The 14,295-nt window shown below is 75.7% G+C and carries 1 protein-coding gene; it reads right to left on the minus strand.

Features of this window, described 5'->3' with window-relative positions; genetic code table 11:
• A partial coding sequence (locus ACTMS2_RS28410; RefSeq protein ID WP_441178127.1) for a type I polyketide synthase occupies nt 1–14,282 on the minus strand: 14,282 nt, incomplete at its 3' end.
• Nucleotides 14,283–14,295 lie beyond the last annotated feature (13 nt).

Consider the following 14,295-nt stretch of genomic DNA (forward strand, 5'->3'; position numbering starts at 1 on the left):
GCACCCGCGGCCTCCGGGCCACGCCGCGACACCAGCACCAGAGAGCGCACGCCGTGCACCGACACCAGGTGCTCCGCCACCAGCGCACCCAGCGCGCCCGTACCACCGGTCACCAGCACCGCGCCGTCACCCACGACCGGCGCCTCCACCGACGACGGGGCGACCGCGCGCACCAGACGCGGCACGAACACCCCACCCGAGCGCACCGCGACCTGACCACCGTGAGTCGACGGCTCATCGGCCACCGCCGCCAGGACGGCGATCGTCCCGGCATCCACGTCGCCGTCCACGTCCGCCAGGACGATCCGGCCCGGGTGCTCCGACTGCGCCGAGCGCAGCAGACCCCACACCGCCGCACCCGCCAGGTCGGCCACCCGGTCGTCGGCACCGACCGAGACCGCGCCCCGGGTCACCACCACGAGCCGCGACTCCGCCAGCGCGTCCGCCGCCAGCCAGGACTGCACCGTCGCCAGCACGTGCGAGGTCGCCGCGCGTACCGCGTCGGGGACGGCGGTCTCCGGCGCGTCGAGCGGCAGCAGCAGCCCCTTCGGCGCGACCGCCCGGCCGGCGTCGACCCCCGCGACGAGCGCCTCGACGTCGCCGTACGCCGGCAGGTCGGCGGTGGCCGGCGCGCCCAGCAGCGCCCACCCGGAGACGTCCCCGGCCGGAGTGACCTCCTGGGCCTGCCAGGTGAGTTCGAACAGCGAGCGGGCCGCCGCACCCGCCGCCGCCACGCCGGTCAGCTCGCGCAGGACCAGGGAGTCCACCGACACCACGGCCGCACCCGACTCGTCACACGCGACCAGCCGCACCGCAGAACCCGTACGCGACAGCCGCACCCGCAACACCCGCGCACCCGAGGCGTACACCTGCACACCCTCGAACGCGAACGGCACCCGCGGCCCACCCGGGCCCTCCGCACCGGCCAACAACCCGATCGGATGCAGGGCGGCGTCCAGCAGCGCGGGGTGCACGCCGAAGCGCGCCGCCTCCGTCGCCGCCTCGTCCGGCAGGGACACCTCGGCGTACACGTCCTCGTCGGCGGTCCACACGCGGCGCAGCCCCTGGAACACCGGCCCGTACGTCAGGCCGTGTTCGGCCAGCGTCGGGTACCAGCTCGTGACGTCCACCTCGGACGTCCCAGCCGGCGGCCACTCCCCCACGCCCGGCTCGTCGGCCGACGCCGGCTCCAGCACGCCCTCGGCGTGCTGGACCCACTCGGCCTCCGGATCGCCCTCGGACTGCGAGTGCACCGCCACGACGCGGGTGCCGGCCTCGTCGGCCGCGCCCACACGCACCTGCACCCGCACCGCACCCGCCGACGGCAGGACCAGCGGCGCGGCGACGGTCAACTCCCGCACCCGCGACGCACCCACCTCGTCGCCCGCCCGCACGGCCAACTCGACCAGGGCGGCACCGGGCACGATGACCGCGCCGGAGACGACGTGGTCGGCGAGCCACGCGTGGGTGGTGAGCGACAGTCGGCCGGTCAGCACGACCATGTCGGCGCCCGCGACGGTGACCGCCGCGCCGAGCAGCGGGTGCCCGGCCACGCCGAGGCCCGCGCCGGAGACGTCGGCGGTACGTGCCTGGCCCGCGCCGAGCCAGTACCGCTGGTGCTGGAAGGCGTACGTCGGCAGGTCGACCCGGGTGGCGCCGGTGTCGGTGAACCACTGCGTCCAGGTCACCGGCACGCCGTGGACGTGCAGCTCGGCGAGGGCGTGCAGCAGCGCCTGCGGGGCGGGACGGTCCCTGCGCTGGACGGCCACCGCGAGCGCGTCGTCGGCGAGCAGGTCGGCGTTCATCGCGGTCAGTACGCTCTGCGGCCCGATCTCCAGGAACGTGTCGACGCCCGCCTCACGGAGGGCGGTGATCCCGTCGGCGTAACGGACGGCCTCGCGCACGTGCCGCACCCAGTACTCGGCCGTGCGGATCTCGTCGGCATCGGCCAGCGCACCCGTCACGTTCGACACGACCGGCAGCAACGGCGCCGAGAACGTCAACCCGGACAGGACCGCACGGAACTCCGCCAGCATCGGCTCCATCAACGGACTGTGGAACGCGTGACTCACCGTCAACCGACGCGTCCGCACACCCCGGTCCCGCCAGACCCGCTCCACCTCGTCCAAGGCCTCGACGGCGCCGGAAACCACCACGGCAGCCGGCCCGTTGACCGCCGCGATACCCACCCGGTCGGTCAACCCGGCGAGAGACTCCGCCACCTCCGCCTCGTCGGCGGCCACGGCCAGCATGCCGCCGCCGGCCGGCAGCGCCTGCATCAGCCGGCCCCGCGCGGCGACGAGCGCACACGCGTCCGCCAGGGACAGCACCCCGGCGACGTGCGCGGCGGTCACCTCACCGATCGAGTGACCGGCCAGCATGTCGGGAACGACCCCGAACGACTCCACGAGGCGGAACAGCGCCACCTCGACCGCGAACAGACCGGCCTGGGTGAAGACGGTCTGGTCCAGCAGCTCCGCCTCGGCACTGCCCGCCTCCGCGAACAGCACCTCCCGCAGCGGACGCGGCAGCAGCGCATCGAGCTGCGCACACACCTCGTCGAGCGCGGCGGCGAACACCGGGAACCCGGCATACAACTCCCGACCCATGCCCGCACGCTGCGCACCCTGCCCCGAGAACAGCACGGCCAGTTGCGTACGCGTCGTGCCGGTGCCGCTGACCACGGCGGCGGCCGGCTCGCCGGCGGCGAGGGCACGCAGCCCGGCCAGCAGTTCGTCCCGGCCCGTCGCGGTGACCACCGCGCGGTGCTCCAGCACGGCCCGGCTGACGGTCGACGACCAGCCGACGTCGACGGGGCGCAGCGCCTCGTCGCCGGCGATCCAGCGGGCCCAGCGGTCCGCCTGCGCCGCGACGGCGGTCTCGGACCGGGCCGACAGCAGTACGGGGGTCGGCAGCGACCCGGCGGCGGGTTCGTCGGCGCGCGTCGGCGCGCCCTCGCCCCGGGCCGGTCCCGCCTCGGCGGGCGGCTGCTCGATGATCACGTGAGCGTTGGTGCCGCTGACTCCGAACGACGAGACCGCCGCCCGCCGGGGTCGGCCCGCCGTGGGCCAGTCGCGCGCCTCGGTGAGCAGGGTGACCGCCCCGGCGCTCCACTCGATGTGCGGGGACGGCTCGTCGACGTGCAGCGTTGAGGGCAGCAGTCCGTTGCGCATCGCCATGATCATCTTGATGATGCCGGCCACCCCGGCGGCGGCCTGGGTGTGGCCGATGTTCGACTTGATCGAGCCCAGCCACAGCGGCCGGTCCTGCGGACGCTCCTGCCCGTACGTGGCCAGCAGAGCCTGCGCCTCGATCGGATCACCCAACGTCGTGCCGGTCCCGTGCGCCTCGACCGCGTCCACATCGGCAGGCGTCAGGCGGGCGTTCGCCAGGGCCTGGCGGATCACCCGCTGCTGCGACGGGCCGTTCGGGGCGGTCAGCCCGTTCGACGCGCCGTCCTGGTTCACGGCGGTACCGCGCACGATCGCGTGGATCCGCCGGCCCTCCCGCTGGGCGTCGGAGAGGCGCTGCACCAACAGCACACCCACGCCCTCGGACCAGCCCGTGCCGTCGGCCGACGCCGCGAACGACTTGCACCGGCCGTCCTGCGACAGACCACGCTGCCGCGAGAACTCGATGAACGTCCCCGGCGTCGCCATCACCGTCACACCACCGGCCAACGCCAGATCACACTCACCACTGCGCAACGCCTGCACCGCCAGGTGCAGCGCCACCAGCGACGACGAACACGCCGTGTCCACCGTGACCGCCGGGCCCTCCAGCCCGAACGTGTACGCCACCCGACCCGACAGCACGCTGCCGGAGGTGCCGGTACCGAGGTAACCGCCCACGCCCTCGGGCAGGTCCTGCACACCCGAGGCGTAGTCGTGGTACATGAGCCCGGCGAAGACGCCGGTCCGGCTGCCGCGCAGCCGCGACGGGTCGAGGCCGGCGGACTCGAACGTCTCCCACGAGGCCTCCAGCAGCAGGCGCTGCTGCGGGTCCATCGCGATCGCCTCGCGGGGCGAGATGCCGAAGAAGTCCGGGTCGAAGTCGGCGGCCCCGTACAGGAAGCCACCGTGGCGGGTGTACGACGTCCCGGGATTGTCCGGGTCGGGGTGGAAGAGCCGGTCGAGGTCCCAGCCCCGGTCGGTGGGGAACTCGCCGATGCCGTCGGTGCCGGCGGCGACCAGGTCCCACAGTTGCTGCGGGCTCGTCACGCCACCCGGGTAGCGGCAGGCCATGCCCACGATGGCGATCGGCTCGTCGACGGTGGTCGCCCGCACGGCCTGCTGCTGGTCGGCGACCTGGCCGGACAGCTGCTCGTACAGGTGCTCCGACAGGGCGCCGGGGGTCGGGTAGTCGAAGACGAGCGTCGACGTGAGCCGCAGCCCGGTCGCGCCGTTGATCCGGTTGCGCAGCTCGACGGCGGTCAGCGAGTCGAAGCCCAGCTCCCGGAACGCCCGGTCCGCCGGCACCGCCTCGGCGCCGCCGTGGCCGAGGACCTGCGCGATCATCCCGCGAACCAGCAGGGCCACCTGGGTGCGCGCCTCCTGCGGGTCGAGTCCGGCCAGCCGGTCGGCCCACGCTCCGGTGCCGGAGCGGCGGCGCTTCGCGGCCGGCCCCACCAGGGCCCGCAGCATCACCGGCACCCGGCCCGCGGCGGTCTGCGCCCGCATGGCGGGCAGGTCGACCACGGCCGGCACCAGGGCCGCGCCGCCGTGGGTCAGGGCGGCGTCCCACAGCCCGAGCCCGACGGGGGCGGTCATCGGGACCAGACCGGCCCGGGTCACCCGGGCCCGGTCGGCGTCGTTGATCGACGCCGCCATGCCGTCGGTGTCCCACATGCCCCAGGCGAGGCTGACGGCGGGCAGCCCGCGCTGCGCCCGCAGCAGGGCGAGGGCGTCCAGGAAGGCGTTGCCGGCCGCGTAGGCGGCCTGGCCGGGAGAGCCGAGCACCCCGGCGACGGAGGAGAAGAGCACGAAGAGGTCGAGGTCCAGCTCGGCGGTCGCCTCGTGCAGCCACCAGCCCGCCGTGACCTTCGGGGCCAGCACGTCCGCCAACCGGTCGGCCGTGATCCCGCTGACCACGCCGTCGTCGAGGACGCCGGCGGTGTGGACCACCCCGGCCAGGCGGTCCTCGGCGGTGATCGCCCGGACCAGCTCGCCGACGCGCTCGCGGTCGGTCACGTCCGTGGCGACCACCCGGGCGGTCGCGCCCAGCGCGGCCAGCCGCTGCACCAGTTCGTCGGCGCCGGGGGCCGCCGGGCCCTGCCGGGACGCCAGCACCAGCGAGCGCACGCCGTACGCGGTGACGAGGTGTTCGGACACCAGGGCGCCGAGCGAGCCGGTGCCGCCGGTGACGAGGACGGTCCCCCGGCCCAGGGTCGCCGGGGTGCGGGCGTCGCCGGTGGCACGCACCAGCCGCGGCACGTATGCCGCGCCCGCCCGTACCGCGAGCTGCCCGCCGAGGGCGGGGTCGTCGGCGGCGGCGGCGAGCAGGGCCAGCAGGTCGGCGTCCAGGTCGGCGTCCGGTTCGAGGTCGGCCAGCACGATCCGGCCGGGGTGTTCCGACTGGGCCGAACGCAGCAGGCCCCAGACCGCCGCCCCCGCCAGGTCGGTGACGCGGTCGTCCGCGCCGGTGGCCACCGCGCCGCGCGTCACCACGACCAGCCGCGCGTCGGCGAGGGGGTCGGCGGCCAGCCACGCCTGCACCGTGCCGAGGACGTCCGCCGTGACCGAGCGCACCCCGTCGGGCACGTCCGACCCGGAGGCGGCCGAGGTGACGGGCAGCAGCAGCGCCGCCGGGGCGGTTGCGTCCGTCACCGCCGTGGTCACGGCCGCGACGTCGGCGTACGCCGGAAGCTGCGGGGCGCCGTCGAGCGGGCGGTCGCCGAGCACGACCCAGCCGTACGCGCCGTCGGGCGCGGTGATCTGCTCGGGCTGCCAGGAGACCTCGAACAGGGACCGGTACGCCTCGTCCGGGGCGGCCGCCAGGCCGGTCATCTCGCGCAGCGTCAGCGAGTCCACCGACACCACCGGCACACCGGTCTCGTCGACGGCGACCAGCCGCACGGAGTTACCGGTGGCGGTGAGGCGGACCCGGAGCGTCCGGGCCCCGACTGCGTGGACCTGCACCCCCTCGAACGCGAACGGCACCCGGGGGCCGCCCGACTCGTCGGCGGGCAGCAGCCCGACGGGGTGCAGGGCGGCGTCCAGCAGCGCCGGGTGCACCCCGAAGCCCGCCGGGTCGCCGATGACCTCGTCGGGGAGGGCGACCTCGGCGAACACCTCGCCGTCGGCGGCCCACGCCCGTCGCAGGCCCCGGAAGACCGGCCCGTACGAGAGTCCGTGCTCGGCGACCGTCGCGTACCAGCCGGTGACGTCCACCTCGGACGCTCCCGGCGGCGGCCAGGCGCCCAGCGTGGGCTCGTCGACCGTGGGGGTGCCGACGAGGCCGTCGGCGTGCCGGGTCCAGCCCGACTCCGGGTCGTCCTCGGGCTGGGAGTGCACGGTCACCGAGCGGCTGCCGGTCCCGTCGACGGGACCGACGCGGACCTGGACCCGTACCCCACCGCCGGTGGCGGGCAGCACGAGCGGGGCGAGCACGGTCAGCTCACGCACGCGGGACGCGCCGACCTCGTCGCCCGCCCGGACGACGAGGTCCACCAGCGCGGTGCCCGGCACGACCACGGTGCCGGAGACGACGTGGTCGGCGAGCCACGGGTGGGTCGACACCGACAGTCGGCCCGTCAGCACGACCATGTCCTCGCCGGCAACCGACACCGCCGCGCCGAGCAGCGGGTGCCGCGCCACGCCGAGGCCCGCCCCGGAGACGTCGGCCGACTGGCCGGCCGGCGGGAGCCAGTACCGCTCCCGGTGGAAGGCGTACGTGGGCAGGTCGACCCGCCGCGCTCCGCTGTCGGCGAACCACTGCCGCCAGGTCACGGGCACGCCGTGGACGTGCAGCTCGGCGAGGGCGTGCAGCAGCGCGTGCGCCTCCGGCCGGTCCCGGCGCTGCACGGCCACGGCCAGCACGGCGCCGTCGGCGGGCAGCACGTCGCCGGCCATCGCGGTCAAAACGCTCTGCGGCCCGATCTCCAGGAACGTGTCCACCCCGGCGGCCCTCAGGGCGGTCACCCCGTCGGCGTACCGGACGGCCTCCCGCACGTGCCGCACCCAGTACTCCGAGGTGCGGATCTCGTCGGCATCGGCCAGCGCACCCGTCACGTTCGACACGACCGGCAGCAACGGCGCCGAGAACGTCAACCCGTCGAGGACCGCACGGAACTCGGCCAGCATCGGCTCCATCAACGGACTGTGGAACGCGTGGCTCACGGTCAACCGGCGAGTGCGGGTGCCTCGCTCGCGCCAGACCCGCTCCACCTCGTCGAGCGCGTCAACGGCACCGGACACCACCACGGACGTCGGACCGTTGACGGCGGCGATGCCGACGCGGTCGGTCAGCCCGGCGATCGACTCCGCCACGGCTGCCTCGTCCGCCGCCACGGCCAGCATGCCGCCACCGGCCGGCAGCGCCTGCATCAACCGACCCCGCGCCGCCACCAGCGCACACGCATCCGCCAGCGACAGCACGCCCGCCACGTGTGCGGCCGTGACCTCGCCGATCGAGTGACCGGCCAGCATGTCCGGCACGACCCCGAACGACTCCACCAGCCGGAACAGCGCCACCTCGACCGCGAACAACCCGGCCTGGGTGAAGACGGTCTGGTCCAGCAGCGCCGCCTCGGCACTGCCCGCCTCCGCGAACAGCACCTCCCGCAACGGGCGCGGCAGCAGCGCATCGAGCTGCGCACACACCTCGTCCAACGCCGCCGCGAACACCGGGAACCCGGCGTACAGGTCCCGACCCATGCCGGCGCGCTGCGCACCCTGACCCGAGAACAGCAGGGCGAGCTGGCCGCGCTGACCGCCCGGGCCGCTGACCACGCCGGCCGAGGGCTCGCCCGCCGCCACGGCTGCGAGGCCCGCCAGCAGCTCTTCGCGGCTCGTCCCGGACACGACCGCCCGGTGCTCCAGTACGGAGCGCGACGCCACCGACGACCACGCCACATCCAGCGGACGCGGGGTCTCGTCCCCGCTCAGCCACGCCGCCCAGCGGTCGGCCTGCGCCGACAGCCCGGCCGCGTCGCGGGCCGACAGCAGCACCGGCAGCACCGACGGCGCCCGGGACGGCTCGTCGCCGGTGTCCGGCTCGTCCGCGTCGGCCGGCGCGGGCGGCTGCTCCAGGATCAGGTGGACGTTCGTACCGCTGATGCCGAACGACGACACGGCGGCCCGGCGCGGCCGGTCCACCGCCGGCCAGGGGCGCGCCTCGGCCAGCAGGGACACCGCGCCGGCGGACCAGTCCACGTGGGGGGTCGGCTCGTCGAGGTGCAGGGTCTGCGGGAGCAGGCCGTACCGCATCGCCTGCACCATCTTGATCATGCCGGCGACGCCGGCCGCGGCCTGGCTGTGGCCGATGTTCGACTTGATCGAGCCGAGCAGCAGCGGCCGGTCGGCGGGGCGGCCCTGGCCGTAGGTGGCCAGCAGGGCCTGCGCCTCGATGGGGTCGCCGAGCGTCGTTCCCGTGCCGTGCGCCTCGACGGCGTCCACGTCGGCCGTGGTCAGCCGGGCGTTCGCCAGGGCCTGGCGGATCACCCGCTGCTGGGCCGGCCCGTTGGGGGCGGTGAGGCCGTTGGACGCGCCGTCCTGGTTGACGGCGCTGCCGGCGATCACGGCGAGCACCTGACGGCCCTGCCGCCGGGCGTCGGAGAGCCGCTGGACCAGCAGCACGCCGACGCCCTCCGACCAGCCGGTGCCGTCGGCGTCGGCGGCGAAGGACTTGCAGCGCCCGTCCGGGGCGAGGCCGCCCTGGCGGGAGAACTCGACGAAGGCGCCCGGGGTCACCATGACGGTGACGCCGCCGGCCAGCGCCATGTCGCACTCGCCGCCGCGCAGCGCCTGGGCGGCGAGGTGCACCGCCACCAGGGACGACGAGCAGGCGGTGTCGACGGTCACCGCCGGGCCCTCCAGCCCGAAGGTGTACGACACCCGGCCGGAGATGACGCTGTGCGCGCCGCCGGTGAGCTGATAGCCCGCCAGCTCGGCCGGGGTGTCGGTGGTGCCGTAGCCCGACGGGGAGGCGCCCACGAAGACGCCGGTACGGCTGCCGCGCAGCTCGTCCGGGTCGATGCCGGCCTGCTCCATGGCCTCCCAGGACGCCTCCAGCAGCAGGCGCTGCTGCGGGTCCATGGCGACCGCCTCGCGCGGCGAGATGCCGAAGAAGCCCGGGTCGAACGTGGTGGCGCCGTCGACGAAGCCGCCCTCGCGGGTGTGCGAGACGGGTTGCCCGTCGGCGTCGACGGCCAGCAGCCGACCCATGTCCCAGTGCCGGTCCTCGGGGAAGCCGCTGATCCCGTCGCGCCCGGTGGCGACGAGGTTCCACAGGTCGTCCGGGTTGGCCACGCCGCCCGGGTAGCGGCAGCTCATGCCGACGATGACGATCGGGTCGTCGTCCACCGGCCCGGCGGGGCCCCAGGCGGTGACGGTCTCGACCTCGTGCAGGCGCAGCGTCGCCGCCAGGTGGTCGGCGAGGGCGGCCGGGTTCGGGTAGTCGAAGACCAGGGTGGTGGGCAGGCTGAGGCCGGTGGCGGCGCCGAGCCGGTTGCGCAGCTCGACGGCGGTCAGCGAGTCGAAGCCCAGCTCCTTGAAGGCCCGGTTGGCCTTGACCAGTTCGGTGCCGGAGTGGCCGAGCACGGCGGCGGTGTGCGTGCGTACGAGGTCGGTCAGGTGGCGGTCCTGCTCGGCGCGGGGCAGCGTCAGCAGGTGCTGGCGCAGCCCGCCGCCGGCGGTGTCCTCCGGTTGCCCGTCGACGACGCGCAGGGCGTCGCGCGCCTCGGCGATGTCGTCGAGCAGAGGGCGGGCGCGGGCGGCGGCGAACGCCGGGGTGAACAGGGACCAGTCGACGTCCGCCACGGTCACCGACGGCACGGCGCGGCCGACGGCGCTGCGCAGCGCGTACACGGCCTGGGCCGGGGACATCGGGCTGAGGCCGCGGCGGGCCAGCAGTTCCTGCCCCTCGCCGCTGGCCATGCCGCCGTCGGCCCAGGGTCCCCACGCCACGGCGGTGGCGGCCAGGCCGCGGGCGCGGCGCCGCTCGGCGAGGGCGTCGAGGAAGGCGTTGCCGGCGGCGTACGCGGCCTGTCCGCCGCTGCCCCAGATGCCGGCGATGGAGGAGAAGAGCACGAACGCGTCGAGCGGCCGGTCGCCCAGCAGCTCGTCCAGGTGCACGGCCCCGGCGATCTTGCCGTCCAGCACCTCGGCCAGCCCGACGAGGTCGGTGTCGGCCAGCATGGTCAGCTGCCCCACCCCGGCGGCGTGCACCACCGCCGTAAGCGGCGCCGGGTCGGCGTCGACGTCGCGCAGCAGCGCCTCGACGCGGGCGCGGTCGGCCATGTCGGCGGCGACCAGGGTCACCCGGGCGCCGAGCCCGGTCAGTTCGTCGCGCAGCTCCGCCGCCCCGGGGGCGTGCTCGCCCCGGCGGCTGGTCAGCACGACGTGCTCCGCGCCGTTGGCCGCCACCCAGCGGGCCACGTGGGCGCCGAGCGCCCCGGTGCCACCGGTGATCAGCACCGTGCCCGACGGCTGCCAGCGCTCGACCGTGCCCACGGCCGCCGGCGTGGCGCGCACGAGTCGCCGCACGAAGACGCCCGAGGGTCGTACGGCGACCTGGTCCTCGGGACCGCCCCCGGTCAGGACGCCCACCAGGTGGTCCCAGTCACCACGCCCGGGGCCGTCCGGCAGGTCGACCAGGCCGCCCCAGAGCTGCGGGTGTTCCAGCCCGGCGACCCGGGCCAGGCCCCACAGGCCGCCCTGGGCGACGCTGCGCACCGGGTCGGTGTCCCCGGTGCCGACCGCGCCCCGGGTGAGCATCCACAGTGGCGCCGCGACGTCGGCGGCGTGCAGGGCCTGCACCAGCGTCATCGTGGCGGCCGTGCCGAGCGGCACCGCCGGCTGGCCGGGGTGCGGCTGTTCCAGCAGGCCCAGCAGGGAGACGATCCCGGTGCACGGGGTGTCCCCCACGGCCTCGGCCACCCGCGACGTCACCTGGTCGCGCTCGGCGAGCGGGTCCACCGCCAGCCGGGACACCTCGCCGCCGGCGGCGGTCAGTGCCCCCGCGAGCGCCTCGGCCCAGTCGGTCGTGGCGGCGTCGTCGGCCGGTGCCACGAGCAGCCAGCGGCCCGACGGGGTGACCGGCGCGGGGGCGGCGGTCCGCTTCCACACCACCCGGTACGACCAGCCGTCGACGACCGCGTCCCGCAGCCGCGCCCTGCGCCAGGACGACAGGACCGGCAGGGCCGGGGCCAGGACGTCCAGGGCCGCGCCGTCGGCGCCGAGCTGCGCGGCGAGGGCCGCCACGTCGGAGCGCTCCACGGCGGACCAGAACTCGACGTCCACCACGTCCGGGCTGACCGGGCCGGTGACCGAGACCGGCATCTGCTCGGGCCAGTAGCGCTGCCGCTGGAAGGCGTACGTGGGCAGGGCGACCGGGGTCGCTCCCGCGCCGGAGTAGAGGGCCGGCCAGTCGACGGGCACCCCGTTGACGTGCAGCTCGGAGAGGGCGGCGAGCAGGGCCCGCGCCTCGGGACGGTCGGCGCGCAGGACGGGCACGGCGATCACCGGGGTGTCGTCGTCGGCCGGTTCCTGCCCGCTGAGCGCGTCCCGGGTCATGGCGGTCAGCACGCTGCGCGGACCGATCTCCAGGAACGCGTCGACGCCTGCGGCCCGCAGCGCGGTGATTCCGTCGGCGTAGCGGACGGCGTCGCGGACGTGGCGCACCCAGTAGTCGGCCGTACGGATCTCGTCGGCGTCGGCCAGCGCCCCGGTCACGTTCGACACGAGCGGCAGCGCCGGCGCCGCGAACGTCAACCCGTCGAGGACGGCGCGGAACTCCGCGAGCATCGGCTCCATCAACGGGCTGTGGAACGCGTGACTCACCGTCAACCGACGCGTGCGTACGCCCCGCTCCCGCCAGACCCGCTCCACCTCGTCGAGCGCGTCGACGGCACCGGAGACCACCACCGCCGTCGGCCCGTTGACCGCCGCGATCCCCACGTCGGCCAGCCCGTCCAGCGTGACCAGCACGTCCGCCTCGGCAGCCGCGACGGCCAGCATCCCGCCGCCCGAGGGCAGCGCCTGCATCAGCCGCCCCCGCGCCGCCACCAGCGCACACGCGTCGGCCAGCGACAGCACCCCGGCCACATACGCGGCCGTCACCTCACCGATCGAATGACCACCCACGAACTCCGGCGCGACCCCGAACGACTCCACCAGCCGGAACAACGCCACCTCGACCGCGAACAGGCCGGCCTGCGTGAACACCGTCCGGTCCAGCAACGCCGCCTCGGCGGAGCCCTCCGGAGCGAACAGCACCTCCCGCAGCGCACGCGGCAGCAGCGGGTCGAGCTGCGCGCACACCTCGTCGAGGGCGGCGGCGAAGACCGGGAACTCCCCGTACAGCTCGCGGCCCATGCCGGCGCGCTGCGCGCCCTGACCGGAGAAGAGCACGGCGAGCGGGCCCCGGTCGGCCGACCGACCGGCGACGACCGCGCCGGACGGCTGGCCGGCGGCGAGGGCGCGCAGCGAGGCCAGCAGGTCCTCGCGGTCGGTGGCGGTGAGCACCGCGCGGTGTTCCAGCGCGGAGCGCGACACCACCGACGACCAGCCGACGTCCACCGTGCGGAGGGTCTCGTCGGCGTCCAGCCACCGGGCCCAGCGGCCCGCCTGCGCGCTGAGGGCGGCCTCGGAGCGGGCCGACAGCAGCACGGGCACCGCCGGCAGGGCGGGGGCCGGGCCGGAGTCGGCGTCGGCGGGCTGGTCGGCGTCGGGGGCGGGCGGTTCCTCCAGGATGGTGTGCGCGTTCGTGCCGGAGATGCCGAACGACGACACCGCCGCCCGGCGGGGACGGTCGGTGACCGGCCACGGCCGGGCCTCGGTCACCAGCGACACCTCGCCGGCCGACCAGTCCACCTTCGGCGTCGGCTCGTCCACGTGCAGGGTGGACGGCACGAGCCCGTGCCGCATCGCCATCACCATCTTGATCACGCCGGCCACGCCCGCGGCAGACTGGCTGTGACCGATGTTCGACTTGATCGAACCGAGCAGCAGCGGCCGGTCGGCGGGCCGGTCCCGCCCGTACGTGGCCAGCAGCGCCTGCGCCTCGATGGGGTCGCCGAGGACGGTGCCGGTACCGTGCGCCTCGACGGCGTCCACGTCGGCCGTGGTCAGCCGGGCGTTCGCCAGGGCCTGGCGGATCACCCGCTGCTGGGCCGGCCCGTTGGGCGCGGTGAGGCCGTTGGACGCGCCGTCCTGGTTGACGGCGCTGCCGGCGATCACGGCGAGGACGGGGTGCCCCTTGCGCTGGGCGTCCGACAGCCGCTCCACCAGCAGGATGCCGACGCCCTCGGACCAGCCCGTGCCGTCGGCGGCGGCGGCGAACGACTTGCACCGGCCGTCGGGGGCGAGCCCCCGCTGCCGGGAGAAGCCCACGAAGGGGCCGGGGGTGGCCATGACACACACGCCGCCGGCCAGGGCCAGGTCGAAGTCGCCCTGCCGCAGCGCCTGGCAGGCCAGGTGCAGGGCGACCAGCGACGACGAGCAGGCCGTGTCGACCGTGACCGCGGGGCCCTCCAGGCCGAGGGCGTACGCGATCCGCCCGGACACGACGCTGGTGGCCGTACCCGTCAGCAGGTAGCCCTCGTCGGTGCCCTCGGCCTCGCTCTGCGGTCCCATCCCGTAGCCGTTGGCGGCGGTGCCGACGAAGACGCCGACCTTCTGCCCACGCATGGACGCGGGCGCGATCCCGGCGTACTCGAACGCCTCCCACGACGTCTCCAGCAGCAGCCGCTGCTGGGGGTCCATCGCCATCGCCTCGCGGGGCGAGATGCCGAAGAACTCGGCGTCGAAGTCGGCCGCGTCGTAGAGGAAGCCGCCCTCCCGGGTGGTGGACCGGCCGGCCCGGTCGGCGTCCGGGTCGTACAGGTTGTCCAGGTCCCAGCCCCGGTCGGTCGGGAAGCCGCCGATGGCGTCGCCGCCGGAGGCCACCAGGTCCCAGAGCTGCTCGGGGCTGGCGACGCCGCCCGGGTAGCGGCAGGACATCGCGACGATCGCGATGGGCTCCCGGGCGGCAGCGGTCAGCTGCTGGTTGAGCTGACGGAGGCGGCCCGTCTCCTTGAGCGAGGCGCGAAGCGCCTCGACGACCTTGTCTGCGGACGTAGACATCATGAGCTCCGTA

It is taken from the genome of Micromonospora sp. SD12 (assembly GCF_052068495.1).
Classification (GTDB): Bacteria; Actinomycetota; Actinomycetes; order Mycobacteriales; family Micromonosporaceae; genus Micromonospora; species Micromonospora echinofusca.